Genomic DNA, 24,137 nt, shown 5'->3' with positions numbered 1-24,137 from the left:
CCGCCCGTGCCGGGAGCACATCGCCGGGAGCACCTCACGGCATCACGCATCACGCATCGCGCTCGTCATCGAGGAGGAGCCATGAACCTGCACCACCTGTTCGCCGACACCGGCGACCGGATCGTGCGCTACGCACTGTCCGGCGCCGGAGGCGGCTTCGCCCGGACCCTGCTGGCCCAGACGCCCCGCATCCCCGCGCTGGCCCCCGCCGTCCTGTGCGACCGTGACCTGCCCCGCCTCGAAGCGATGCTCGTCGAGCTCGGGTACGGCGCCGCCGGGCTCGACGTCTGCGCCACGGCCGACGAGGTGGCCGCCGCCGCGCGCGCCGGGCACATCGCCCTCGTCCCGGACGCCGCCCTGCTGTCCGCCGCCCCCTGGGACATCCTGGTCGAGGCCACCGGCAGCCCCACCGACGGCTACGCGATGGCGCGCGAGGCCCTCACCGCCGGCCGCCACGTGGCCATGGTCAGCAAGGAGGTCGACTCCGTCGCCGGGCTGCACCTCGCGGACCTCGCCCGCGACAACGGTGTCGTCTACACGACGGCGGACGGCGACCAGCCCGCCAACCTCATCGCCCTCGTGACCTGGGCCGAGCTGCTCGGCCTCGACGTCGTCGCGATCGGCAAGTCCAGTGAGTACGACCTCGTCCTCGACCCGGACCGGGGCACCGTCACCCAGCTCGACACCACCGTCCCCGCCCCGGAGCTCGCCGCCCTGCTCACCCTCGGCGACGACGTCCCGGCCACCCTCGCCGCCCGCGCGCAGGCGGTGTCGGCCCTGCCGGTCGGCGCCACCGCCGACTACTGCGAGATGGCCGTCGTCGCCACGAACACGGGCTTCCGCCCCGACGTCGAGCGCCTGCACTACCCGGTCGCCCGCATCGCCGAACTCGCCGACGTCTACGCGCTGCGCGAGGACGGCGGACTGCTGCACCGCACCGGAGCCGTCGACGTGTTCAGCGCCCTGCGCCTGCCCGACGAGGCGTCCTTCGCCGGCGGCGTGTTCGTCGTCGTGCGCACCGGCGACCCCGTCACCTGGGAGACCCTGCGCGGCAAGGGCCACGTCGTCAGCCGCGACGGCCGCTACGCCGCGGTCTACCTGCCCTACCACCTGATGGGCGTCGAGACCCCGGTCTCCCTGCTCTCCGCGGTGCTGCACGGCAGGCCCTCCGGCGGGACCGACCCGCGCGCCCACGCCGCGCTCGCCGGCCGCGCCCGGCAGGACCTGCCCGCCGGGACCGCCCTGGCCATGGGCGGGCACCACCACGACGTCACCGGAGTGCAGGCCGTACTGCTGCGCGACGAGGACACGCCCGACGACGTCGCGCCGCTCTACCTCGCCGCCCACTGCACGCTCGCCCGCCCGGTCGCCGCCGGCGAACTCATCAGGCTCGCCGACCTCGCCGACGCCGACGAGGACCTGCTGCGCGCCTGGACCCTGGGCCGCGCCTCCCGCGCCTCCCGCGCCTCCACCGGCACCGGCACCGGCGCCACCGCCGCCGGGAAGGACCACTGATGGACACCGACATCCAGCACCTGCTCCTCGGGGCGGCGGCCGTCGTCGTCCTGATCCTGCTGATCACCAAGGCGAAGATCCACCCCTTCCTGGCGCTGAGCATCTCCGCGCTCGGCCTGGGGCTCGCCGCCGGGATCGGCCCGGGCAAGACCGTCGAGTTCTTCCAGAACGGCTTCGGCGACGCGCTCAAGAGCACCGGACCCACCATCGGGCTCGGCACGATCCTCGGCGGCATCCTGCTCGGCTCCGGCGGCGCCGACCGCATCGCCACCGTCTTCATCGGGGCACGGCCGGTCAAGTGGATCCCCACCGCGATCACCGCGGCGGCGCTCCTCATCGGCATGCCGCACCTGTTCGACGTCAGCTTCGTGATGCTCGTCCCGCTCGTGTACGCGGTCGCCAAGCGCACCAACACCCATCTGCTGTACGTCGGACTGCCGATGGCGGCCGGCCTGTACATCTCGCACGGCCTGCTGCCCCCGCACCCCTCACCGACGCTCGCCGTCTCCGCCTACGGCGCCAACACCGGCCTGACCATCCTGTACGGCCTGATCATCGGCATCCCGATCGCGATCATCAGCGGCCCGCTGCTCACCAAGGTCGCCAGCCGCTGGTTCGGACCCGCCCCCGATCTCGACAAGGGGCCCGTCCCCGAGACCGAGGTACAGCCCGACAACCAGCGCAAGCCCGCGTCCTTCGCGCTCGCGCTGATCACCGTGCTGCTGCCGCCGGTCCTCATGCTGATCGGCACGGTCGGCACGTCCCACACGGCCGAGGGCACCCTCCCGTACGCCTTCTTCGAGGCCTGCGACTCCTCCGTGCTGTCGCTGCTCGCGGCCGTCGTGTTCGCCTTCTTCGCCCTGGGCGTCCGCTCCGGGTTCGGCCTCGGCCAGCTCCAGAAGATGGCGGGCAAGGGCCTGGGACCCGTCGGCGGCATCGTCCTGATCCTCGGCGCGGGCGGCGGCCTCAAGGCGATGCTGACCGCCACCGGCATCGACAAGCTGATCTCCGACTACGCCGTCGACTGGTCGATACCGCCGCTGCTCCTCGCCTGGCTCGTCGCCGCGCTGCTCCGGATCTGCCTGGGCTCGGCGACGGTCGCGACCGCGGCGGCCACCGGCATCGTCGCGCCCCTGCTCGGCGCCTACCCGGGACTGTCACCGGAACTGATGGTGCTGGCCTCCGCCTCCGGCGCCGTCATGCTCTCCCACGTCAACGACTCCGGCTTCTGGCTCTTCAAGGAGTACTTCCAGCTCTCGGTGTCCCAGACGTTCCGCACCTGGACCCTGATGCTGTCCCTGCAGTCGCTGCTCAGCCTCGGCGGGGTGCTGCTGCTCAGCACGTTCGTCGGCGGCTGACCGGCCCGGGCCGAGCGGGGAACGGCCCGGCAGGGGCACAATCGCCAGCGACGGCATGGTGAGAGAACAGGAAGGACCACCGACGATGGCCGAGGAACGCTCCGTCCCGCTGATCCCCGACCAGCGGCGCGAGCAGTTGCTGAAGCACCTGCGCCGCGACGGAGTGCTGAGCGTCCAGCAGATCACCCAGCTCCTCGGCGTCTCGCACATGACCGTGCGCCGCGACATCGCCGAACTGGAGCGCCAGGGGCAGGTGTTCTCGGTGCCGGGCGGCGCCCGGATCGCCAGCCACCTGCAGAGTGAGCCCAGCCACCAGGCCAAGACGCTCATCGAGCAGCCCGAGAAACAGGCCATGGCCGCCAGGGCCGCGCAGCTGGTCGAGAACGGCATGACCGTCTACCTCGACGCGGGCACCACCCTGTCGGCCATGGTGCCGTTCCTCGTGCACCACACGGCGCTGACCGTCGTCACCAACGACTTCACGACCGTGGACCGGCTGATGAGCGCCCCCCACCTCGACGTCATCCACGTCGGCGGGAAGGTGGAGCCCGCCAACCGCTCCAGCGTCGGCCGGCTGGCCGCCACCGTCCTGCGGCAGCTCGCCCTGGACGTGGCCTTCATCAGCACCAGCTCCTGGGACCTCCTGCGCGGTGTGACCACCCCTTCCGAACTCAAGGTGGAGGTCAAGCAGGCGGCCATGGAGTGCACGGGCACGTCGGTGCTCGTCGCGGGATCCTCCAAGTACGGCACCTTCGGCAAGTACCGGGTGGCCCCGCTCGGCGCGTTCGACACGGTCGTCACCGACAGCGCGCTGGCCGGGGCGGCGGCCGAGGGCGTACGCGCCTGTGGCACCGAACTGCTCCTGGCGGACCCGAAGGAGGACGGCGGGTCCCCGGCCCCGTGAGACCGGGACCGGGGACCCGCCGTCCGGCGGTCCGGGTGGTCAGCGGTTCATCCGGGCCGCCGACGCCCCCACGGGTGCGCCGCTGATGGTGAACTGCGACCCCGGCTCGATCAGTACGTTCCCTTCGGCCGAATCGGTGATCGTCACGTTGGTCAGGGTGGCGCTGCCGCGCGCCCCGCTCATCGCGAGGATCCCGGAGCCGTTCCTGGACCCGTCGATCCGGACGTCGGTGATCTTCACGCCCGGCATCGCGCCGCCTCCCGTCTTGAACTGGATGCCGTCGTACGTCGAGTCGAGGATCTCGGTGTCCCGGATGGTCACGCCGGGGATGTCCTGGCCCTGCGCGAAGAGCGTGACGGCGCCGAACTCCTGGTCCTCGTTCCAGAACGCGCCGCCCGTGCGGTGCAGGGCGTTGCCCGCGATGAGCGTCTGCCCGGAGAACGGCAGCGGGTCGTGGTCGGTGGCCAGCATGATGCCCGGGTAGTTCATCGTGTCCGCGACGACGTTGTTCTCGATGGTGTTGCCGTAACCGCCGTACACCGCGATGCCGTTGGCCCGCCACGGCAGCTGGATCGTGTTGTTGCGGAAGTGGTTGTCGTGGCCGACGTCCACCGAGGTGTCCTTCACGTACTTGCTCGACCACACGGCGAGCGCGTCGTCGCCGGTGTTGCGGAAGGACGAGTTGTACACGGTGGAGTTGCGGGTGCCGTTGGCGAAGTTGATGCCGTCCGCGTAGGTGTTGCGGATGCGGACGCCGGAGAACTCCAGCCCGTCGCCGGGGCCCCACAGCTCGGGGATGTTGGAGTAGTCGCGGCCGGCCCACACGCCGACGTTGGCGTGCTCGATCCACACGTTGGTGATCTTCGTGCCCTTGCCGAAGCGGCCGTTGAGGCCCACTCCGCCCTCGGCGTTGCCGTCACCGCCGCGGATGGTGCCCGAGCCGAAGATGGCGATGTCGGAGATCTGGGTGTTGTGGTCGATGTCGAAGCCGAAGTTGCCCTCGTGCGGGTGGTTGATGCCGCCCGCCTGGTGGGGCGGGGTGAGCGTGTAGAGCTGGGAGTGCCACATGCCCGCACCCCTGATGGTGACGTCCCGGATGCCGACCTGGTTGTACTGGCCGCGATTCAGCGGGTCGTCGGTGAGGATCTTCTGCTCCTGGCGCCACTGGCCGGACGGGATCCACACGCAGGAGATCTGGCCGTTCTGGTCGGCGGTGACCGCCCGCTGGAGGGCGTCGGTGTCGTCGAGCCCGTCGTTGGGGACGGCCCCGTACTCGGTGATGGACGTGCAGTTTGCCGGCTTGGTGGCCGCCGGTGCGACCTGTTCCAGGTCGACGAGGTCGATGACGTAGAACGCGGCCGTGTCGCCCGCGTCCCGCTGCAGCCGGAACCTGGTCCCCGCCGGGTAGGTCTGCGTCAGCAGCGCGTGCGACTCGTCGAAGAGGCGCCTGGCGTCGCTGCCCGGGGTGTTGGTGAGTCCCTCGGGGTCGTCGGTGGTCCCGTACAGCCAGCTGTGCTTCGACGACAGGTCGAGCTTGCGCACGAAGGTGTCGTTCGCGTACAGGCTGATGGTGGCCTGCGCCCCGCCGCCGCCCGCCGCGTCCGGGATCGAGTTGCGCACCACGATCGAGTTGGAGGGGGCGCTGGAGGTGAACTCGACGAACTGACCGGTGGAGTTGAGCCGGACCGACTTGCGGCCCGAGGACTCGGTGGCGAAGTTGGTGTGCCCGAAGGTCCGCTTGGCGTCGGCGGTCAGGAGGGTGCCCTGGTAGCGGCCGTCCTCCGCCTCCAGCTCGGTGTACGGGACGGCGGCGCCCCGGCCCACCACGAGGGACTTGGTGAGGACGTTGTTGTTCTCGTCGGTCTCGTCCACGACCCCGGTGGCGTCGGCGGTCGCGGTCAGGGTGGCCCCGCCCGCGGTCGCCGTCCACGTCCCGCTGATCGCCACGTTCACGGTGGCTCCGGCCGCCACCTGGCCGGTGGTGCCGTTGAGCGTGGTGGAGCCGGCCTGGAGCCTGGTCACGGAACCGGCCGCGACGGCGCTGGTGCCGCGGTTGCGCACGGCCACCGTGAAGGAGACGGACGAGCCGACGGCCGGGTTGGCCGGGCTGGTCGTGATGGAGCCGACCTCCAGGTCGGGGCCGGGAGCCCGGCCGACGACCAGCCGGGTCGCGGCGGTGCGGCTGTTGTTGCCGTCGTCGAGTTCGGCGACCGTGCCGCGCGGGTCGACCACGGCGGAGACCGCGTAGTCACCGGCCGGACGGGTGCCGGCGGCGACGGCCACGGTGGCGGAGGCGCCCGGGTCGAGCGCGGGGACGTTCCCGCTGCCCGCGACCGTGCCCTCCAGACTGGCTTCGAGGATCGTGGCGGCCGAGCGTGCCGTGCCGGCGTTGCGGACGGTGGCGTTCACGGTCACCGCGTCCCGCTCCGACGGCGAGGCAGGCGTCCAGTCCAGACCCGTGACGGTCAGGTCGGGGGCGGGCGCCGCGGTCCCCACGACCTGGAGCTCGGCGACCTGGCCGCCGGGCGCCCCGGTGTTGGAGAAGAACCGCAGCCGTACGTCGGACACGCGGCCGGTGACCGGCACGGTCACCGAGTTGCCGTCCCTGGACGGGCTGAAGGCGTAGTCGGCGCGGTCGCGCAGCGAGGTGAAGCCGCTGGCCCCGCTCGCCCGGCCGAGCACCTGGAAGGCCTGGGTGCGGGCTCCCCACACCTGGTCCGGGTTGAGCTTGACCACCACGGCGTCGATGTCGGCGTCGGCGCCGAGCTTGACGGTGAGGTCGGCGGGGTGGCCGGCCGCCTCCCAGTAGGTGGAGGTGGAGTCGTCGGTGGCGTTGGCGGCGACGAAGTTCTGGACCGACGAGGTCGCCTCGGCCGGCTTGTTGCGGGCCAGGTTGGTGCCGGGGGGCGGAGTCGTGGTGCCGCCGTCGTCACCGTGCACCTCCAGCTCGGAGAGCTGGGCTGCGTTCCAGCCGGTGTTCCCGGTGACGTTCACCCGGACGTAGCGCGTCTCGGCGGGCGAGGTGAGGTCGATCGTGACGGTGTTGGCCCGCGCGGGGTCGAAGGCCCGGCCGGCCGACGCGGCGAGCGTGCTGAAGCTGCTGCCGTCGGTGCTCTTCTGCAGGGAGAGCGTCTGCTGCCGGCTCTCCCAGGACGAGGGCAGCTTCAGCACCACCCGGTCGACGGTGCGGGTGGCACCGAGGTCGACCTGGACCCACTGCGGGAACGATCCGGCCGGACCCTCCCAGTAGGACGCCTGGGCGCCGTCGGTGACGTTTCCGGCGGTGTACGCGCCGTTCGCGCCGCCCGCGGTGGCCGGGCGCCCGAGCGCGAGGTTGACGTCGGCGGCCTTCGTCCGCTCGACCGCGGCCGGGACGGCGGCCTGGGCGTTCGAGGTGAGGGCCAGCGGTATCAGCCCGGTCGTCATGAGCGCGGCTGTGACGGCGCCGATCAGTGACCGGCGGCCAAGGGGTCTCCATCTCATGGGGATCCTCTGTTCGGTTGTCCCGTGGGGGAGAGGGGGTGGGGGCCGTCCAGGACCACGCGCCCGTGGTCAGTCGGCAGCGGTCCGGGCCGAGTTCCTCGACGACACCGTCCTGCGCGTAGGGGGCGACGGCGGCGGCCGGCAGGCCGAGGACCACCTGACCGCGACAGGGCCAGTCGGCGGGGCCGGGTCCGGTGCCGTTGCCGGCTCCGGCACCGGCACCGCCCGAGCCGTCCGCGCCGCGGAACCTGGCCGCCACGAACGCCGCCACGTCGCCACCGGGCACCTCGCGCGGTGTGAAACGGGGCCCCGTGGGGACGCGCGGGGTCATCCGGTCGGCGCGGAAGGTCCGCCAGTCCTCCCGGTCCAGGTCCCAGGCCACGAGGTACCAGCGCCCGCCCCAGGTGACCAGGTGATGGGGCTGGACCCGGCGGGGCGGCGGCGCGGCGGGACCGCCGGCGCCCGCTCCGGGCGGAAAGGCCGGGGCGTAGTCGAAGCGCAGCTCCTCCCGGGCGTGGACGGCGGCGCCGAGCGCCATGAGCACCTCGCTGTCGGCCTGCGGCTGCGCCGCCGGCCGCTCGACGACGGTCACCCGCAGGGTCTCCGTCCGGTGGCGCAGCCGGGCGGGCATGACCTGGCGCACGGTGGTCAGCGCGCGCGCCGCCGCCTCCCCGATACCGGCCCCGCTGGCGGCGGCGGTCTGCAGGGCGACGGCGAGGGCGACGGCCTGCTCGTCGTCGAACAGCAGCGGCGGCAGCCGCGTACCGGCGTCGAGGCGGTACCCGCCGTCGGGTCCCTTGAACGCCACGACCGGATAGCCGAGCTCGCGCAGGCGGTCGACGTCGCGGCGCACGGTGCGCGCACTGACGTCGAGGCGCTCGGCCAGCAGCGCCCCGGGCCAGTCCCGGCGCGCCTGGAGCAGCGAGAGCAGCGACAGCAGTCGTGCGGATGTCTTCGGCATGAACCCATCGTGCCCCGAGAAGAGGACACGACCTGACCGCATCCCCTGAGACGGTCGTCCTGTGTCCGACAGCAGCACCGGCGGCACCGGCACCACTGGTACCCGCAGCAAGAGCAGCAACGACCGGAAGGACCCGATCACCATGAACGTCCCGACCACGCCGCCCCGGCCCGCCCCGGACGCCGAGCGGACCGAGCTCCTCGCCGCGCTCGCGGCCGCCCGCTCCGCCCTGACCGCCACCACCCGCGGACTCGACGACGAGCAGGCCGGCACGGCCCCGACGGTCAGCGCGCTGAGCCCGGGCGGACTGGTCAAGCACGTCGCGGCCGTCGAGGAGGGCCGGCTGCGCTTCGTGCTCGACGGCCCGTCGGCGATGTCGTACGACCTGCCCGACGGTGTCACCTGGGCCGACTTCGAGGCCGGCACCGCCCGCGAGATCCCGCAGTGGATGATCGACCACCAGGAGAACTTCCGCATGCTGCCCGGCGAGACCCTGGCCGGCGTCCTGAAGCGGTACGAGCAGGTCGCGGCGCGGACCGAGGAGATCGTCGCCGCCCTCCCCGACCTGTCGGTCACGCACCCGCTCCCGCAGGCACCCTGGCACGAACCGGGCGCGGAGCGCAGCGCGCGCCGGGTGCTCCTGCACGTCATCGCCGAGACCGCGCAGCACGCCGGGCACGCGGACATCCTGCGCGAGACGCTCGACGGCCACAAGGCGACCTGAGCGCCATGACCGTGCTCGGAACGAGGGCCCTCAACCGCGCGACACTGGCCCGGCAGCTGCTGCTCGACCGCGCCGACCTGCCGGCGGCCGACGCCGTCGCGCACCTCGGCGGCCTGCAGGCGCAGGAACCGCAGGAACCGTTCACCGGCCTGTGGTCCCGGCTGCGCGCGTTCGACCCGGGGGAACTGTCGGACCTGCTCACCGGACGGCGGGTGGTGCGGACCCATCTCATGCGCCGCACCGTCCACCTGGTCACCGCCGAGGACGCGCTGGCGTGGCGGGCCCGTCACGCACCCATGCTGCGCCAGCGGGTCCTGGGGACCTACCGCCGCGAGCTCGCCGGGGTGGACCTGGAGGAGCTCGCGGCGGCGGGGCGGGCGGTCATGGCCGACGGCGAGCCGCGCTCCATGGGCGAACTGGCGCGGGCGGTCGCCGATCGCTGGCCGGACGCGGGACCGCGGCCGCTCGGCGAGATGCTGGTCGCCGCACTCGTGCCGATGGTGCAGCTGCCCCCGCGCGGGCTGTGGCGCACGAAAGCGGGCGTGCGCAACGCCCTGTTCTCCTCGTGGCTGGGGCGCGAGGCCGATCCGCCGGCTCCGGACGGCGCCGATCCGGTCGGCCGGGCGCTGGTCCGGCGCTATCTGGCCGCGTTCGGGCCCGCCGCCTCGGCCGACCTGCGCGCCTGGTGTGGTCTCGCGGGCCTGCCCGCCGCGGTCGCGGCCGTACGGGAGGAGCTCGTCTCCTTCCGCGACGAGCGGGGGCGGGAACTGCTCGACCTGCCCGACGCGCCGCGGCCGGATCCCGGCACACCGGCACCGGTACGGTTCCTGCCGGCGTTCGACAACGCGATCCTCGGCTACCAGGACCGCGGCCGGATCGTCGACGACGCGCACCGCGGGCTGTCGGTCGCCGGTGAGCGGGTCGTCCTCGTCGACGGCAGGGTCGCCGCGACCTGGACCGTCGAGGACGGCACGGTGACGGTCGCCCCGCTGCGGGACCTCTCCCGGACCGACCGCACCGCCGTCGCCGAGGAGGGGCGGGAACTGGCCCTGTTCCTCTCCGACACGTCCGACGCGTCGGACGAGGGCGGCGGCCGCGTCCGGATCGCCGCGCCCCTCTGAGCGGGGCGGCCGGTCTCCCACGACGGGAGGGCGGGCCCGGCGCCGTCAGCACCGGGCCCGCCCTCCCGTCGTCGCCCCACCGCCCCGCGGGGCGGTGTCAGTCCGTGCCGAACTCCATCGCGGCGCGGTCCAGCAGCTCGTCGTCCTCGGAGACCTCACCGCGGGAGGCGATGGCCTCGGCGCCGCCCTGCGGCATCTCCGGCATGCTGGCGATCAGCCCGGTCGAGGCCGCCTGCGCGGCGCCCACGGCGGGGCTGCCGGTGCCGATCAGGCCCAGGCCGGCGTACTGCTCCAGCTTGGCGCGCGAGTCGGCGATGTCGAGGTTGCGCATGGTGAGCTGGCCGATCCGGTCCACCGGGCCGAACGCCGAGTCCTCGGTGCGCTCCATGGACAGCTTGTCCGGGTGGTAGCTGAACGCGGGGCCGCGGGTGTCGAGGATCGAGTAGTCCTCGCCGCGCCGCAGCCGCAGCGTCACCTCGCCGGTGACGGCCGCGCCGACCCAGCGCTGGAGCGACTCGCGCACCATCAGGGCCTGCGGATCCAGCCAGCGGCCCTCGTACATCAGCCGGCCCAGGCGCCGTCCCTCGTTGTAGTACTGGGCGAGGGTGTCCTCGTTGTGGATCGCGTTCACCAGGCGCTCGTACGCGGCGTGCAGCAGCGCCATGCCGGGCGCCTCGTAGATGCCGCGGCTCTTCGCCTCGATGATCCGGTTCTCGATCTGGTCCGACATGCCCATGCCGTGGCGGCCGCCGATGGCGTTGGCCTCCATCACCAGGTCGACGGGGGAGGCGAACTCCTTGCCGTTCACCGTGACCGGGCGGCCCTGGTCGAAGCCGATCGTCACGTCCTCGGTGGCGATCTCGACCGCGGGGTCCCAGAACCGGACGCCCATGATCGGCTCGACCGTCTCGACGCCCGTGTCCAAGTGCTCCAGGGTCTTCGCCTCGTGGGTGGCGCCCCAGATGTTGGCGTCGGTGGAGTACGCCTTCTCCGTGCTGTCGCGGTAGGGCAGGTCGTGGGCGACCAGCCACTCCGACATCTCCTTACGGCCGCCGAGCTCGGTCACGAAGTCCGCGTCGAGCCACGGCTTGTAGATCCGCAGGTGCGGGTTGGCCAGCAGGCCGTAGCGGTAGAACCGCTCGATGTCGTTGCCCTTGAAGGTCGAGCCGTCGCCCCAGATCTGGACGTCGTCCTCCAGCATCGCCCGGACCAGGAGCGTGCCGGTGACGGCGCGGCCCAGCGGCGTGGTGTTGAAGTAGGCGCGCCCGCCCGAGCGGATGTGGAACGCCCCGCAGGTGAGCGCGGCCAGGCCCTCCTCCACCAGCGCGGCACGGCAGTCCACCAGGCGCGCCAGCTCGGCACCGTAGGCCTTCGCGCGGCCCGGCACCGAGGCGATGTCGGGCTCGTCGTACTGGCCGATGTCGGCGGTGTAGGTGCACGGGACGGCGCCCTTGTCGCGCATCCACGCGACCGCGACCGAGGTGTCGAGTCCGCCGGAGAAGGCGATACCGACGCGCTCGCCGGCGGGAAGGGAGGTGAGGACCTTAGACATAGGAAGAGTATGCATGACATCGCATGGTCATGCAAAGAGGCATCCCGGACGGGATGACTCAGTCCAGGACCGCGGTCGCCTCGACCTCGACCAGGTGCTCGGGCACGTCGAGCGCCGCCACCCCGATCAGCGACGCCGGCGCCACCGGTGTGATCCCGAGTTCCGCGGCCGCCCGCGCGATGCCCTCCAGGACCAGCGGCATCTTGTCCGGGGTCCAGTCGACGACGTACGCGGTCAGCTTGACCACGTCCGCGAACGACCCGCCGGCCGCGGCCAGGGCGGTGCCCACGTTCAGGTAGGCCCGCTCGACCTGTGCGGCGAGGTCGCCCTCGCCGACCGTGGCCCCGTCCGCGTCCCAGGAGACCTGGCCGGCCACGAACACGAGCCGCGACCCGGTCGCGACGGACACCTGGCGGTAGACGTCGATCTTCGGCAGTCCCTCGGGGTCCAGCAGGGTGATGGCCATGGCGCGCCTCCTCCTCGGGCGGGTCCGACCCGGACCCGCTCTCTTGTGGTTACTGGAGAACCGTAGGAGAGTGTGCGCTGACATGGAAGAACGCACTTTTCGGTGACGGAGGAACCTCATGGTGACCAAGCAGTACAGCGGCTCGCCCGAGGACGCCGACCTGACCCGCGCGGACTCGCTCGCCCGTGAGCTCTTCTCGGACATCGCCAACAAGTGGGCGCTGCTGATCATCGAGACCCTGGGGGAGCGCACCCTGCGCTTCAGCGAGCTGCGCAACGAGATCGAGGGCATCAGCCACAAGATGCTCACCCAGAACCTGCGCATGCTGGAGCGCAACGCCCTGGTCGAGCGGGAGGTGCACCCCACCGTGCCGCCGCGGGTCGAGTACACCCTCACCGAGCCGGGGCAGGCGCTGAAGAGGACGGTCGACGGGATGTGCGACTGGACGCACCGCTACCTCGGGCACATCGAGGCCTCCCGCCGCCGCTTCGGCACCTGAGCGCCCGCGGTCCGGCCGCCGGGGTTCGGCCGCCGGGGTTCGGTCGCCGGTGTTCAACTGGGGTTCAGCCAGGGCAGCGGGTCCGTGTAGTGGCCGTCGAGGATCACCTCGAAGTGCAGGTGCGGGCCGGTGGACAGGCCGGTGGAGCCGACCAGCCCGATCGGCGTCCCGGCCGCCACCTCCTGGCCGGCGGAGGCCTGCAGGGACAGCAGGTGGCTGTACGTCGTCTCCAGGCGCTTGCCGTCGATCGTGCCGTGGTCGATCACCACGCGGTTGCCGTACGCGCTGGTCATCGCCGCGAACACGACCCGCCCCTTGGACGCGGCGGACACCTGCGACCCCTGCGGCGAGGCGAAGTCGATCCCGGTGTGCAGCTTGGTCACCCCGGTCAGGGGGTGCTGGCGCGATCCGAAGGGCGAGGTGACGGTCAGGTTCGCCACGGGCGCCGCCAGCACGGCGCCGGGCACCTGGTTCACGGCGCCCCCGGAACTCTCCCGGTCGACCGCACCGTAGCGCGCCGCCAGCGACGTGACCTCGCTGATGTACGTCTCGGCCCCGGCGGGGACGCGCCCCGCCTTCCGCACCGCGTCCGTGCCCGACGCGTACGCGGCGAGGGTGAGCTCGGCCAGGTTCCCGTTGACGATGCCCTCGGTCCTGAGGTCGGTCACCTCCTCGGCGAGGGAGCAGTCCTGCCGGCCGAGCGCCATGATGGCGTCGGCCGGATCGCGCGGCGACGAGCGCCCGTTGCCGTCGTCGTCCTTGCCCCAGGTCCGCCACCGGGCGTCCGTGAACGCGGCGATGCCCTTCTCGCCGGACAGTGTCCCGGCGTCGTCGTCCCAGCCGGAGAGCCGGTCGATCTGGGCCGCCAGCACCGAGGGCTTGACGACGGTGCAGTCCGCGACCGCCTTGCGGAGCCAGGGCACGTACGAGGCGTCGATCCGCACCCCGGGGGTCTCCGGGGCGTCCGACCCCTGGGACCAGGCGTCGGACAGACCGCCCGTCGCCGCCAGGAAGCCGGCCACCCCCATCAGGGCGAGGAGCCCCGGCAGGACCAGCAGCGTGAACGGCCCGGGACGGCGGCGGACGCGCTTCGGAGCGGGTTCCGTCTCCGGCTCTGGCCCTGACGTCGGTGGTTCTCCTGGTGCGGTGGTCTGCGTGCCGGCCGTACGCGCCTCACCCGTAAGGGGATCGCTCGGCCCTGGCCCGTCCGGCCGGTCGTCGATCACGGGCGGACTTCCCGGAGGCCGGCGCGGGTCGTGGTGCTCACGCGCCCGACGTTAGCGGGGCGCCGCCCGCGTGACAGCGGGCACGGAGGCACGGCTGTCTGCCCGAACGGGCAGGACCGGCGTCCGCCGGACGGGACGCCGCGGGGCCGGTCAGTCCTGCGGCGGCCCGATCAGGTCGTCCAGCTCGGCGGCGAAGAACAGGGCGGGGTCGAAGCCCATCCCGGTGAAGTGGCCCGCGAGTTCGAGGGAGAGCAGACCGTGCAGCCGGGTCCAGAACGTGAGGGCGCGGTGCAGGGTCGCGGGGCCGGCGGGATGGCCGTCCGCCCACTTCCCGTGCTCCGCGAGGTGCGTGTCGAAGGGCCTCGCGGGGCCCCCCGGGGGCAGGGCGGCGCAGGCGTCGAGCAGGGTCGCCATGATCTCGCGGGCGATCGCGGTGATGTCGTCGGGCGCGTGGTAGCCGGGCACGGGCGTGCCGTAGACGAGGAAGTAGCGCTGCGGGTCCTGCAGGGCCCACCCGCGCAGGGCGTGCGCCAGTGCGGGCAGGTCAGGGCCCGCGGCTCCGGCGGCGCGCAGGGTGTCGGCGAGGCTGCGGTACGCGTCCCGGACGAGCTCGGTGATCAGCTCGTCGCGGCCGGCGAAGTACCGGTACAGCGCGGGTCCGCTCAGTCCCATCTGCCGGGCGATCGCGTTGAGGGAGAGCGCGGAGGCCCCCGCCGTGGCGAGCTGCTCCCAGGCGTGCGCCTTGATCTCCGAGCGCACCTGGGCGCGGTAGCGCTCGCGGGGCGTCCCGCCACCCGTGTCCCCCATGGCCTGCCGCCTCTCCGCGCTCTCTGCGTTCTCGGTGCCGCAATTTAGTTAGAGGCTATCACGGTCGCTATTGACTCCTCTCTTCGCGATGCGTTACAACTTCTAACGAACGCAAGCAGCCATAAGGCGCGACGCGAACGATCCACACAACCAAGGCACTGGAGGCCGTCATGAACGCCGGAGAACTCGACAACGCCGCAGAACTCGTCGAGGTCGTACTGCCGGGCAAGGTGGAGCCGGAAGGCCTCCAGGTCCGTCACGGCGAGATCCCCGTGGCGGGGCCGGGCCAGGTCCTGGTCCGGATGGAGGCGACCGGGGTCTCCTTCGCCGAGCAGCAGATGCGCCGGGGGCGCTACTACGACCAGCCGCCCTTCCCCTTCGTCCCCGGGTACGACCTGGTCGGGACGGTGCTGGCGGTCGGCGCGGGCGTCGAGCCGGGCCTGGCCGGCACCCGGGTGGCGGCCCTGCTCAAGGTCGGCGGCTGGGCCAGCCACGTGCTGGTCGACGCGGCGGACGTCGTGGAGGTGCCGGCCGGGATCGGTGCGGCGGAGGCGGAGACCCTGGTGGTCAACGGCATCACCGCCTGGCAGATGCTCCACCGCACGGCGCGGGTCCGCCCGGGCGGGACCGTCCTGGTGCACGGCGCCAACGGCGGGGTCGGCTCGGTCCTCGTCCAGCTCGCCCGCGCCGCGGGCGTGCGGGTGATCGGCACGGCGTCCGCGCGCCACCACGAGGCGCTGCGCGAACAGGGCGTCCTGCCCGTCGACTACCGCGACCAGGACATGGCGGCGCGGGTGCGCGAACTCGCCCCCGACGGGGTGGACGCCGTCTTCGACCACGTCGGCGGCCGGGGCATCGTCGACTCCTGGAGGCTCCTCGCGCCCGGCGGCACGCTCGTCTCCTACGGCAGTGCCGCCACCCGGGACGACACGGGGTCCAAGCAGTGGCCCGTGCTCAAGCTGCTCGCCCGGACCTGGCTGTGGAACACCCTGCCCAACGGCCGCCGCGCCTCCTTCTTCAACGTCTGGGCCGGCCGGGCGCTGTCGAAGAACAGGTTCCGGGCCCGGCTGCGCGCCGACCTCACCCAGGTCTTCGCGGCGTACGGGCGCGGCGAGGTCACGGCCCTGATCGCCGCCCGGCTCCCGCTCGCCCGGGCCGCCGAGGCGATGCGCCTGGCCGAGTCCGGCACGGTCGCCGGCAAGGTCGTGCTGAACCCGTAGCGCCCCGGCCGGAGGCGTGGTGCCCCGGTCGCGGCCGCGCCGCCCCGGTGCGGGACGATCCCGTTCGCGGTCTCCAAGTGGGTTGGCCGCAAAGGCCGTTCGGGTATGGAAGGCTTCCGCCGTGACCATCGATCATCTGACGACACTGCACGGTCTGCCCGTCCACGACTTCCCGTCCCCGGACGAGGAGAGCGGCCCCGTACCCGCGGCCGACACGGTCGCCTGGAGGCTGTCCCGCAACCAGGGCTACGGCGGCGAGTCCTTCGAGGAGTGCTGGGACCGCTTCCTCGACACCGTGGACACCGCACGGGTGCGGGCCCTGGTCCTGGGAGCGGGCGCCTACGGCTCCGAGTTCGACGCGGACGACCCCGCCGAGACGGCCACGCGGCTCGTGGCCGCCGCGGACCGCCTCACCGGGCTCGAAGCCCTCTACCTGGCCGACCTCACGTTCGAGGAGTCCGAGCTGTCCTGGATCGTGCAGGGCGACGTGACCCCCATTCTGGCCGCCTACCCCCGCCTCCTGGAGTTCGGCGTACGCGGTTCGGGCAACGGCTTCGAGGACGGCCCCGGGCTGCAGCTGACGCCCCTGCGCCACGAGCACCTGCGCGTCCTGCGCCTGGAGAACGGCGGTCTGCCCGGCGAGGTGGCCCGCGCGGTGGCCGCCTGCGACCTGCCCGCCCTGCGCCGTCTCGACCTGTGGCTGGGCGCGGAGTACTACGGCTGCACGACCACCCTGGCGGACCTGGCCCCCGTCCTCGACGGCGACCGCCTGCCCGCCCTGCGCCACCTGGGCCTGCGCAACAGCGAGATACAGGACGAGATCGCCGCCGCCGTGGCCGGTGCCCCCGTCGTGGCCCGGCTGGCCTCCCTGCACCTGGGCCTGGGCACCCTGAGCGACACCGGCGCCGCGGCGCTCCTGAGCGGCCAGCCCCTCACGCACCTGGAGGAGCTGGACCTGCGCCACCACTTCCTCTCGGAACCGATGATGCAGCGGCTGCGCGAGGCCCTGGAGCCCGCCGGGGTGAAGCTCGACCTCGAAGAGCGGGAGCAGACCGAGGAGGACGAGGACCGGTACGTGGCGGCGGGGGAGTGACCCACCGCCACGACCGGTACGACCGCCACCACCGCCACGACCGGTACGACCGCCCCTGCCGGTACGGACGCCACGACGGGTCCTAGGACGGAACGGCCGCGTCCGCCTGCGGCTCGCCGCCGCCCGGTTCGCCGGGCGGCTCGGCGAGCTGCTCGCGCAGGTAGTTCCAGAACACCGCGAACACCGCGGCGACCGGGACGGCGAGGAGACTGCCCACCACTCCCGCCAGGTTGCCGCCCAGGGTCACCGCCAGCAGGATCACCGCCGCGTGCAGTCCCAGCCCGCGGCTCTGGATGATGGGCTGGAAGACGTTGCCCTCCAGCTGCTGCACGGCGACGATGATCGCCAGCACGATCAGCGCGTCCGTCAGCCCGTTGGAGACCAGGGCGATGAGCACCGCGACGAAGCCGGCGAACAGCGCGCCCACGATCGGCACGAACGCCGACACGAAGGTCAGCACCGCCAGCGGGAGCACCAGGGGCACGTCCACGATCCACAGGCCGATGCCGATGAAGACGGCGTCGAGCAGACCGACCGCGGCCTGCGACCGCACGAAGGACCCGAGGGTGTCCCAGCTGCGCGAGGCCACCGCCGGGACGTGGACGGCGAGGCGGCCCGGCAGCTGACGGGTGAGCCAGGGCAGGAACCGCGGTCCGTCCTTGAGGAAGAAGAACATCAGGAAGAGCGCGAGGACGGCCGTCACCAGCCCGTTGACCACGGTGTTCACGCCCGTGACGACCGTGGTGGTGATGCTTCCCGCGCTCTTCTGGATGCGTTCGACCGCGTTGTCCAGAGCGCTGGAGATCTGGTCCTCGCCGACGTTCAGCGGGGGACCGGCGGCCCAGTCGCGGACCTTGTGGAGACCGGCCACCACCCCGTCGGACAGGTCGCCCGACTGGGAGGCCACCGGGACGGCGATGAGCGCAACGACGGCCGCGGCGACCACCAGGAACAGCACGGTCACGAGGGAGGCCGCCGGTGCCGGGCGCCAGCCGCGCCTGAGCAGGAACCGGGTCGGCGGCCACGTCAGCGTGGTCAGGAGCAGCCCCAGGACGAGGGGCCAGACCACGGACCACATCTGGCCGAGGAGCCAGAGGACCACCGCGGTCATCACCAGGACCAGCAGCAGCTCGACGGATATGCGCGCCGACACGCGCAGCGCGGCGCGGGATCTGGCGGAACTCAACGAGGCAGACATGTGATCACCCTAGGGCGCCACCGGCGCACTTCCGTGGAGCCCCGCCAACCCGGCGGCGCCCGTGCCGCGTTGGGCGCCGCCGGACCGGTCGCCGGGGACCGGGCTCCGCTACCCGCCGTCGGCCGTCCGCCGGGCGGTGAAGCGGTGGGTGCCGGAGCCGACCCGGTACACCGCGCAGCCGTCCTCGCCGCGCAGGAACGCCGCCTCGGTGTGGGTGACCGCGTCGGGGCCGTCGGCCGGGACCCACACCTCGGCCGTCGTGCCGGGGGGCACCGAGCAGGTCAGGGCGAAGGTGCCGGAGCGCTGCCGCCAGCGGGTGGAGACGGGGCCGCGCACCGAGGCGAACGTGGCGCGGGCCGAGGTCACCCCGCCGCCCGGCCGGGGCCGGACCACGATCTCCCGGTAGCCGGGCCGGCCCGGTGCGATGCCGGCGACGTTGGCGTACATCCACTCGCCCACCGACCCGTAGGCGTAGTGGTTGAACGAGTTCATGTCCGGTGTCTGGAAGCCGCCGTCGGGGGTGACGGAGTCCCAGCGCTCCCACATGGTGGTGGCGCCCCGGTCGATCTGGTAGCCCCAGCTGGGGAACGAGCGCTGCAGGAGCAGCCGGTAGGCGACGTCGGTGTGCCCCGTGGCGGTCAGGACGGGCAGCAGCCGCGGCGTGCCGAGGAAGCCCGTGGACAGGTGCCAGTCCTTGGCCTCGATCAGCGCGACCAGCCGGTCGGCGGCCGCCGCGCGCAGGCCGTCCGGCAGCAGGTCCATGGACAGCGCGAGGACGTATGCGGTCTGCGTGTCGCCCTTCACCCGGCCCCCGGAGGTGACGTACGCGGTCCGGAACGCCGTGCGGATCCGCTCGAAGAGCCCGGCGTACGGGGCGGGGTCCTCGCCGAGTTCACCGGCGATGCGGGCGGCGAGGTCGGCGCTGTGGGCGAAGTACGCGGTGGCGACGACGTCCTTAGGCGTCTCGTCCGACACGTTCAGCCAGTCCCCGTACCCGCTCGCCGGCCGCAGCAGGCCATCGCTGTGCCGCTCCAGGTACGTGAGCCAGGCCCGGACCGACCCCCAGGCGTCCCGCAGCACCTGCAGGTCGCCGTACGCCTGGTACAGGGCCCAGGGGACGGTGACCCCCGCGTCGCCCCAGCCGGCCACCCCGTTGCCGACCGTGCCGACCATGGGCGCCACATCGGTGAAGGCGCCCTCCGCGGTCTGCCCGTCGCGCAGGTCCACGAGCCACTTGGTGAGGAAGCGCGCGGACTCCATCGTGTACGCGGCGGTCGGCGCGAAGACGTTGATGTCACCGGTCCACCCCAGCCGCTCGTCGCGTGCGGGCGTGTCCGTCGGAACGGAGAGGAAGTTGCCGCGCTGCCCCCAGGTGATGTTGCGGTGCAGCTGGTCGAGCATCGGCACGTCGGTCTCGAAGTCGAGGGTGGACGGGGCGGAGGTGTGCATGACGCGACCGGTCAGCGCCTTCGCGGACGGGGTGCCGGGGAACCCGGTCAGCTCGACGTAGCGGAACCCGTGGAAGGTGAAGCGCGGCTCGTACGTCTCCTCGCCACCGCCCTTGAGGGTGTACGTGTCGGTCGCCGCGGCGGTCCGCAGGTTCGCCGTGTAGAGGGTGCCGTCCGGGTTCAGCACCTCCGCGTGCCGCAGCCGGACGGTCGTGCCGGCCGCACCCGAGACGCGCAGCCGTACCGCACCCACCATGTTCTGGCCCAGGTCGAGGACGAAGACGCCGGGCTTCGGCTCGGTCACCTCCCTGACCGGCAGCTCCTCGGTCACCCGGACCGGACCGTCCACCTGGGCCACGACCAGCGGGGGAGCCGCGTCGGCGGCGGCGCGCACCACGTCCTGCCAGGCCGAGTCGTCGAAGCCCGGCGAGGTCCAGCCGGGGGTCTCCTTGCGCGCGTCGTAGGTCTCGCCGCCCAGCAGGTCGGCGGAGACGACCGGTCCGGCGGCGGCCCGCCAGCCGGTCCCCGAGGTGACCCGCTCGCGCGTCCCGTCGGCGTACTCCACCTCCAACTGGGCGCGCAGCGCCGGACGTTCGCCGTACTGGTGCGGCCCGAACATGCCGACGTTGCCCGCGTACCAGCCCGGGGCCAGGTACGCGCCGAGGGCGTTGTCGCCGGGGCGCACGAGCGCGGTGACGTCGTAGGTCTGGTACTGGACGCGCTCGCGGTAGTCGGTCCAGCCCGGGGCGAGCTGGTCGCGGCCCACGCGGCGGCCGTTCAGGTGCGCCTCGTACACGCCGAGGGCGGTGGCGTACAGGCGGGCGCGGACCACCTTCTTGCGCGGCAGCCGGAACGCGTGCCGCAGCTGGTGGGCGGCGTACGACGCGGCGACGACCCTGCCCCAGGGGCCGGCGCCCCAGGCGGCGGCCTCCTTCGCCGCGGGCCAGCCGCCGTCGTCGAAGTCCGCTCCGCGCCAGTCGCCCGCGGGCTCCCGGTCCGCCGCTCTCCAGGAGCCGTCGGTGCGGACCCGCCGCTCGCCGGAGGCGGTCCGCAGCGTGAGGGAGGCGATCAGGCCGGCGGGTCCCTCGGACGCGTTGGCGGCGGAGACCGCGAGGACGTTCCGGCCCGTCCGCAGCCGGCCGAGGACCTCGACGACGGCGGGCCGGCGCCAGCCCTCGTGGTCCGTCTCCAGGTCGGTGCGGGCCACCTCGGTGCCGTTCACGGAGACGGAGTACACGTTGTCCGCGGTGATGGCCAGGGTCGCCGCCGTGACCGCGTCCGGCAGGTCGAAGGTGTGCCGGAACCAGCGGGTGCCCGCCGGCGCGGTGGTGGCCGGATCGCCCTCGGGGAACCAGATCCAGGAGCTGCCTTCGAGGGAGGGCGCGTCGGTGAGGGCGGGCGGCGCGCAGATCCAGTCCGCGGACCACTGCGCGGCCTCCATGAGCCCGGTCTCCCACCACGACGGCTCGCTCCAGGGGGAGATGCCGCCGTCGGCGTCCCACACGCGCACGGACCAGAAGTAGCGGGTGCGGGGCGTGAGGCGCGGGCCCGCGTACGGGACGAGGACGCAGTCGCCGGACGCGACCTTCCCGCTGTCCCAGACGTCGGGGTCGCCGAGGCGCGCGGCGCGGGAGGCGACGCGGAGCTGGTAGGCGCTCTGGCGCGCGCCCGGCTCGGCGGAGACCGACGGCCAGCTGAACCGGGGGTGCGGTGCGTCGGTGCCGAGGGGGTTGCGGACGTACTCGACGGTCGGCGCGGTGACGCGCAGGGCGCCGCGCCGGGCGCCCGCCCCGGCCGGTGCGGAGGCGGGCGCGGCCACCGCGGATCCGCTGCCGGCGGCCGTCGCCGTGACCGCCACCGCGGCTGCCGTACCCGCGAGGATGTTCCTCCTGCTGATCACTGCGGCTCCTCGGGTAGGAAGTGTGAATCGATTCACTCCCGGTGAACGTAGGGGCGCGAGGGGTGAGGGTCAATGAGCGTGCAGCACATTCTTGACGGGCTGCCAGATGCGGTGGTTACTGTGAAGTGGCCTGAAGTGCCAGGGGACTTCGTCGATTGAACGGTTTCAATCGACGATGACCTCAAGGTCTCTCGGACGGCCCGGGCGCGCGGACCGCCCCGGTCACACGGAGGCCAGCCAGGCCGCGGTGGTGCGGGGGTGGGGGAAGCGGGTGGTGGCCAGGGGAGCGAAGCGGGGATCGCGTGTGCGGCGCTCGATCTCGCGGCGGCGGCCCGCGTACTGGGACCAGGCCCACCAGGCCGGGTGCTCCCTGCTCAGCCAGCCCGCCCAGGTCTCCCGGTTGCCGCCGAAGATGCTCTCGCGGGTGACGGTGCGCCGCACGGAGCGGCGCAGGACGCGGGGCATGATCACGCGCCTGCCGTAGTCGAGCCAGAGCACGGTGTCGGCGCGCTCCCAGAGCAGGTCGCGCACATCGGGGTGACCGATCGAGTCGATGATCCAGCGGGGGCCGTCGGTGAGGTGCGAGACGGTCTCCACGAGCCGGTCGTCGGTGGCCCAGCCCGGGCCGGTGAAGTGCAGCGCGTCCATCTCGTGGTAGGGCAGATCCAGCCGCTCGCCCACCGCCCGGGCGAGCGTGGACTTACCGGCACCCGTGACACCCACCACCAAGATCCGCTGCACGCAGGCACCTTACGGCGGGATCGCGCGGCCGGGCGGGTCCCCCCGGGAACCCCGTACCGGACGATCCGGTCACACGGGGACGGATCGGTCCCGGTGCGGGGTCCCGGCGGGCCGCGCGGGGGCGTCCGCGGGGGCGGATCCGTCATCCGGAGCGCGTCGCGCACCGCGCCCTTTCGTCCTCGCGCCGCAGATAGGATCTAATGGGCAGTCGCGCGCGAGGCGCACGGGTACCGGTCGTCACCGGTCGACCGCTCCGCCTCCGATCCGCGCGACTCCCGACTCCGGATGGTTTTGGATGCCTGCCTCTTCGCATCGCGACCCTGCACGTCCCGTGCAGGACACGGCGCCCGCCGCGGCCGCGCCGCAGCACCACGGTCTGTTCCTGCAGCCGCAGTACACGGTGGAGCTGCCGCCCCTGGACGACGAGGAGGACACCTTCTCGCCGCCCACGCCTCCGCCGGCCCAGCGGCGACGGGGGGCACCCCGAGGCCGCTGATCCCCGGCCCCGGCCTGGCCGCGGTGGGCGAAGCGGCCGGTGCGGCGGTCCCGGCGGCCCGGTGGGCGCGGGCGAGTGCCACAGCCCGACGTCCCGGGCGCGAGCGGTGCTGCACGACCGGTGTCCCGGCTGCGGGCGGTGCTACAGGCCGACGTCCCGGCGGATTGTGTCGTCCAGCGACTCGCGCCGTACCAGGACGCGTGCGGTACCGCCCGACACGGCGACCACCGGGGGCCGGCCGACCAGGTTGTACCCCGAGGCCATGGACAGGTGGTAGGCCCCGGCGGCCGGGACCGCCAGCAGGTCGCCGGGGCGCACGTCACCGGGGAGCGCCACCCGGTCCGCGAGGACGTCACCCGCTTCGCAGTGCCGGCCCACGACCGTGACGGTGCGGGGCGGCGCCGACGACGGGCGCCCGACCAGCCGGGGCGCGTACCGCACTCCGTACAGCGCGGGCCTCGGGTTGTCGCTCATACCGCCGTCCACGGCGACGAAGGTGTGCTTCCCGGTGCGTTTGACCGCCAGCACGTGGTACACCGCCACCCCGGCGGGTCCCACGATCGCCCGCCCCGGTTCCAGGGTGAGCCGGGGCACGGGCAGGCGGTGCGCGGCGCAGCCCTCCTGGAGCGTGGCGCGGACGCGCACGGCCAGCTCGCCCACGTCGAGGCCCGTCTCGCCGGACCGGTGGGCGATGGCGTGCCCGCCGCCGATGTCCAGCTGCGGCAGGGCGACACCGTGCCGGTCGCGGACCGCGGCCAGCAGGGCGACCATGCGCCGGACCGCGGCCTCGTAGGGGTCCACCGACGCGATCTGCGAGCCCAGGTGGCAGTGCAGGCCGACGAGTTCCAGGTGCGGCTGTTCGAGGATCCCGGCCACGGCCTCCTGCGCCGACCCGTCCGTCACGGACAGGCCGAACTTCTGGTCGTCCGTGCCCGTGCGCACCTTGGCGTGCGCGCCCGCGGCGATGCCCGGCACCACCCGCACCAGGACCTGCCGGCGACCGCCGGCGGGCGTGAGCGCGGCCAGCCGGGCGATCTCCGAGGCGCTGTCCACGGCGATGCGCCCGACGCCGAGCCGCACGGCGGCCCGTAGGTCCTCGGGGCTCTTGGCGTTGCCGTGCAGCACGATCCGCTCCGGCGGGAATCCCGTGCCGACGGCGAGCTCCAGCTCCCCGGCGGAGCAGACGTCGAGGCCGAGGCCCTCCTCGCGCACCCAGTGGGCGACCGCGCGGCACAGGAACGCCTTGGCCGCGTAGACGACGTCGGCCCCGGGGAAGGCCGCACGGTAGGCCCGGCAGCGCTCCCGGACCTCCTGCTCGTCCAGGACGTACACGGGGGTGCCGAAGCGGGCCGCGACCTCCCTGAGCGGGACTCCGCCGACGAGGACGTCCCCGTCGGCCCCGGTGCGCGCGGAGCGGGGCCAGAC

The 24,137-nt window shown here is 73.4% G+C and carries 18 protein-coding genes and 1 pseudogene; 9 read left to right on the top strand and 10 right to left on the bottom strand.

The genetic code is table 11. The features are described from left to right. The first annotated feature begins 81 nt into the window (after nt 1-81). From FGF04_RS06480 to FGF04_RS06470, 3 genes are all read left to right on the top strand, one after another. A complete protein-coding gene (locus tag FGF04_RS06480; protein WP_149510272.1) occupies nt 82-1,515 on the top strand; it encodes a homoserine dehydrogenase in 1,434 nt (477 codons plus the stop codon). Then, the gene (locus tag FGF04_RS06475) at nt 1,515-2,873 is read left to right on the top strand and encodes a GntT/GntP/DsdX family permease (protein ID WP_149510271.1); all 1,359 of its coding nucleotides are present in this window, start codon (nt 1,515-1,517) and stop codon (nt 2,871-2,873) included. Before FGF04_RS06480 ends, FGF04_RS06475 begins: the two co-directional genes overlap by 1 nt. Nucleotides 2,874-2,958: 85 nt before the next feature. Continuing rightward, nucleotides 2,959-3,777 (top strand): DeoR/GlpR family DNA-binding transcription regulator, encoded by an 819-nt coding sequence (locus FGF04_RS06470; protein WP_149510270.1) that lies wholly within the window; start codon nt 2,959-2,961, stop codon nt 3,775-3,777. Between the two features lie 39 nt (nt 3,778-3,816). Here the strand turns inward: FGF04_RS06470 and FGF04_RS06465 are convergent, their stop codons facing one another. Both FGF04_RS06465 and FGF04_RS06460 read right to left on the bottom strand, forming a co-directional pair. Beyond that, entirely contained in the window at nt 3,817-7,260 is a 3,444-nt protein-coding gene (locus tag FGF04_RS06465) for a CARDB domain-containing protein (protein WP_149510269.1), read from the bottom strand. Nucleotides 7,261-7,309: 49 nt separating this feature from the next. Further along, nucleotides 7,310-8,221, bottom strand: a pseudogene (locus FGF04_RS06460) (helix-turn-helix transcriptional regulator); the annotation flags it as partial. Between the two features lie 142 nt (nt 8,222-8,363). Between FGF04_RS06460 and FGF04_RS06455 the strand changes: the two are divergent. Next, nucleotides 8,364-8,945, top strand: coding sequence for a DinB family protein (locus FGF04_RS06455; RefSeq protein ID WP_149510291.1), 582 nt, complete (start codon nt 8,364-8,366; stop codon nt 8,943-8,945). A gap of 5 nt (nt 8,946-8,950) precedes the next feature. Next, entirely contained in the window at nt 8,951-10,066 is a 1,116-nt protein-coding gene (locus tag FGF04_RS06450; protein ID WP_149510268.1) for a winged helix DNA-binding domain-containing protein, read from the top strand. A gap of 97 nt (nt 10,067-10,163) precedes the next feature. On the opposite strand, the gene argG is transcribed toward FGF04_RS06450, so the two are convergent. Together argG and FGF04_RS06440 are read right to left on the bottom strand one after the other, a co-directional pair. Next, nucleotides 10,164-11,618 (bottom strand): argininosuccinate synthase, encoded by a 1,455-nt coding sequence (gene argG, locus FGF04_RS06445; RefSeq protein WP_149510267.1) that lies wholly within the window; start codon nt 11,616-11,618, stop codon nt 10,164-10,166. A 58-nt stretch (nt 11,619-11,676) separates the two neighbouring features. Further along, the gene (locus FGF04_RS06440; protein ID WP_149510266.1) at nt 11,677-12,084 is read right to left on the bottom strand and encodes a RidA family protein; all 408 of its coding nucleotides are present in this window, start codon (nt 12,082-12,084) and stop codon (nt 11,677-11,679) included. 118 nt (nt 12,085-12,202) lie between these two features. Here FGF04_RS06440 and FGF04_RS06435 point away from each other — a divergent pair, with 118 nt between their 5' ends. Then, a complete protein-coding gene (locus FGF04_RS06435) occupies nt 12,203-12,583 on the top strand; it encodes a winged helix-turn-helix transcriptional regulator (protein ID WP_149510265.1) in 381 nt (126 codons plus the stop codon). 53 nt (nt 12,584-12,636) lie between these two features. On the opposite strand, the gene FGF04_RS06430 is transcribed toward FGF04_RS06435, so the two are convergent. Further along, nucleotides 12,637-13,809, bottom strand: a complete 1,173-nt coding sequence (locus tag FGF04_RS06430; RefSeq protein WP_235882218.1) for a M23 family metallopeptidase — start codon at nt 13,807-13,809, stop codon at nt 12,637-12,639. Nucleotides 13,810-13,959: 150 nt separating this feature from the next. Then, entirely contained in the window at nt 13,960-14,616 is a 657-nt protein-coding gene (locus tag FGF04_RS06425; protein ID WP_149510264.1) for a TetR/AcrR family transcriptional regulator, read from the bottom strand. A gap of 170 nt (nt 14,617-14,786) precedes the next feature. Here FGF04_RS06425 and FGF04_RS06420 point away from each other — a divergent pair, with 170 nt between their 5' ends. Continuing rightward, nucleotides 14,787-15,836 carry a medium chain dehydrogenase/reductase family protein gene (locus FGF04_RS06420; protein ID WP_149510263.1) on the top strand — a complete coding sequence of 350 codons (1,050 nt, stop codon included), beginning with the start codon at nt 14,787-14,789 and terminating at the stop codon, nt 15,834-15,836. 121 nt (nt 15,837-15,957) lie between these two features. Further along, entirely contained in the window at nt 15,958-16,929 is a 972-nt protein-coding gene (locus tag FGF04_RS06415; RefSeq protein ID WP_149510262.1) for an STM4015 family protein, read from the top strand. Between the two features lie 82 nt (nt 16,930-17,011). On the opposite strand, the gene FGF04_RS06410 is transcribed toward FGF04_RS06415, so the two are convergent. The 3 genes from FGF04_RS06410 to FGF04_RS06400 form a co-directional block, all read right to left on the bottom strand. After that, complete coding sequence (locus FGF04_RS06410; RefSeq protein WP_149510261.1) at nt 17,012-18,127, bottom strand: AI-2E family transporter; 1,116 nt, start codon at nt 18,125-18,127, stop codon at nt 17,012-17,014. Between the two features lie 108 nt (nt 18,128-18,235). Next, nucleotides 18,236-21,475, bottom strand: coding sequence for an alpha-L-rhamnosidase (locus tag FGF04_RS06405; protein WP_149510260.1), 3,240 nt, complete (start codon nt 21,473-21,475; stop codon nt 18,236-18,238). A 222-nt stretch (nt 21,476-21,697) separates the two neighbouring features. Continuing rightward, nucleotides 21,698-22,216, bottom strand: coding sequence for an AAA family ATPase (locus FGF04_RS06400; protein ID WP_149510259.1), 519 nt, complete (start codon nt 22,214-22,216; stop codon nt 21,698-21,700). Nucleotides 22,217-22,547: 331 nt separating this feature from the next. On the opposite strand from FGF04_RS06400, the gene FGF04_RS39935 reads away from it, so the two are divergent. Continuing rightward, a complete protein-coding gene (locus FGF04_RS39935) occupies nt 22,548-22,712 on the top strand; it encodes a hypothetical protein (RefSeq protein ID WP_188113983.1) in 165 nt (54 codons plus the stop codon). Nucleotides 22,713-22,853: 141 nt separating this feature from the next. Here FGF04_RS39935 and lysA read toward each other — a convergent pair. After that, the coding region (gene lysA, locus FGF04_RS06395; RefSeq protein WP_149510258.1) for a diaminopimelate decarboxylase at nt 22,854-24,137 on the bottom strand (1,284 nt) is incomplete at its 5' end.

The organism is Streptomyces apricus (assembly GCF_008369065.1).
In the GTDB taxonomy this organism is placed as follows: domain Bacteria; phylum Actinomycetota; class Actinomycetes; order Streptomycetales; family Streptomycetaceae; genus Streptomyces; species Streptomyces apricus.
Note: the sequence above shows the minus strand (reverse complement) of the source record. Positions and strands in the feature narration are given on the sequence as shown.

Coding starts and splice junctions, on each gene's coding strand:
- FGF04_RS06480 (WP_149510272.1), top strand. CDS start 82: ATGAACCTGCACCACCTGTTCGCCGACACCGGCGACCGGATCGTGCGC.
- FGF04_RS06475 (WP_149510271.1), top strand. CDS start 1,515: ATGGACACCGACATCCAGCACCTGCTCCTCGGGGCGGCGGCCGTCGTC.
- FGF04_RS06470 (WP_149510270.1), top strand. CDS start 2,959: ATGGCCGAGGAACGCTCCGTCCCGCTGATCCCCGACCAGCGGCGCGAG.
- FGF04_RS06465 (WP_149510269.1), bottom strand. CDS start 7,260: ATGAGATGGAGACCCCTTGGCCGCCGGTCACTGATCGGCGCCGTCACA.
- FGF04_RS06455 (WP_149510291.1), top strand. CDS start 8,364: ATGAACGTCCCGACCACGCCGCCCCGGCCCGCCCCGGACGCCGAGCGG.
- FGF04_RS06450 (WP_149510268.1), top strand. CDS start 8,951: ATGACCGTGCTCGGAACGAGGGCCCTCAACCGCGCGACACTGGCCCGG.
- argG (WP_149510267.1), bottom strand. CDS start 11,618: ATGTCTAAGGTCCTCACCTCCCTTCCCGCCGGCGAGCGCGTCGGTATC.
- FGF04_RS06440 (WP_149510266.1), bottom strand. CDS start 12,084: ATGGCCATCACCCTGCTGGACCCCGAGGGACTGCCGAAGATCGACGTC.
- FGF04_RS06435 (WP_149510265.1), top strand. CDS start 12,203: ATGGTGACCAAGCAGTACAGCGGCTCGCCCGAGGACGCCGACCTGACC.
- FGF04_RS06425 (WP_149510264.1), bottom strand. CDS start 14,616: ATGGGGGACACGGGTGGCGGGACGCCCCGCGAGCGCTACCGCGCCCAG.
- FGF04_RS06420 (WP_149510263.1), top strand. CDS start 14,787: ATGAACGCCGGAGAACTCGACAACGCCGCAGAACTCGTCGAGGTCGTA.
- FGF04_RS06410 (WP_149510261.1), bottom strand. CDS start 18,127: ATGTCTGCCTCGTTGAGTTCCGCCAGATCCCGCGCCGCGCTGCGCGTG.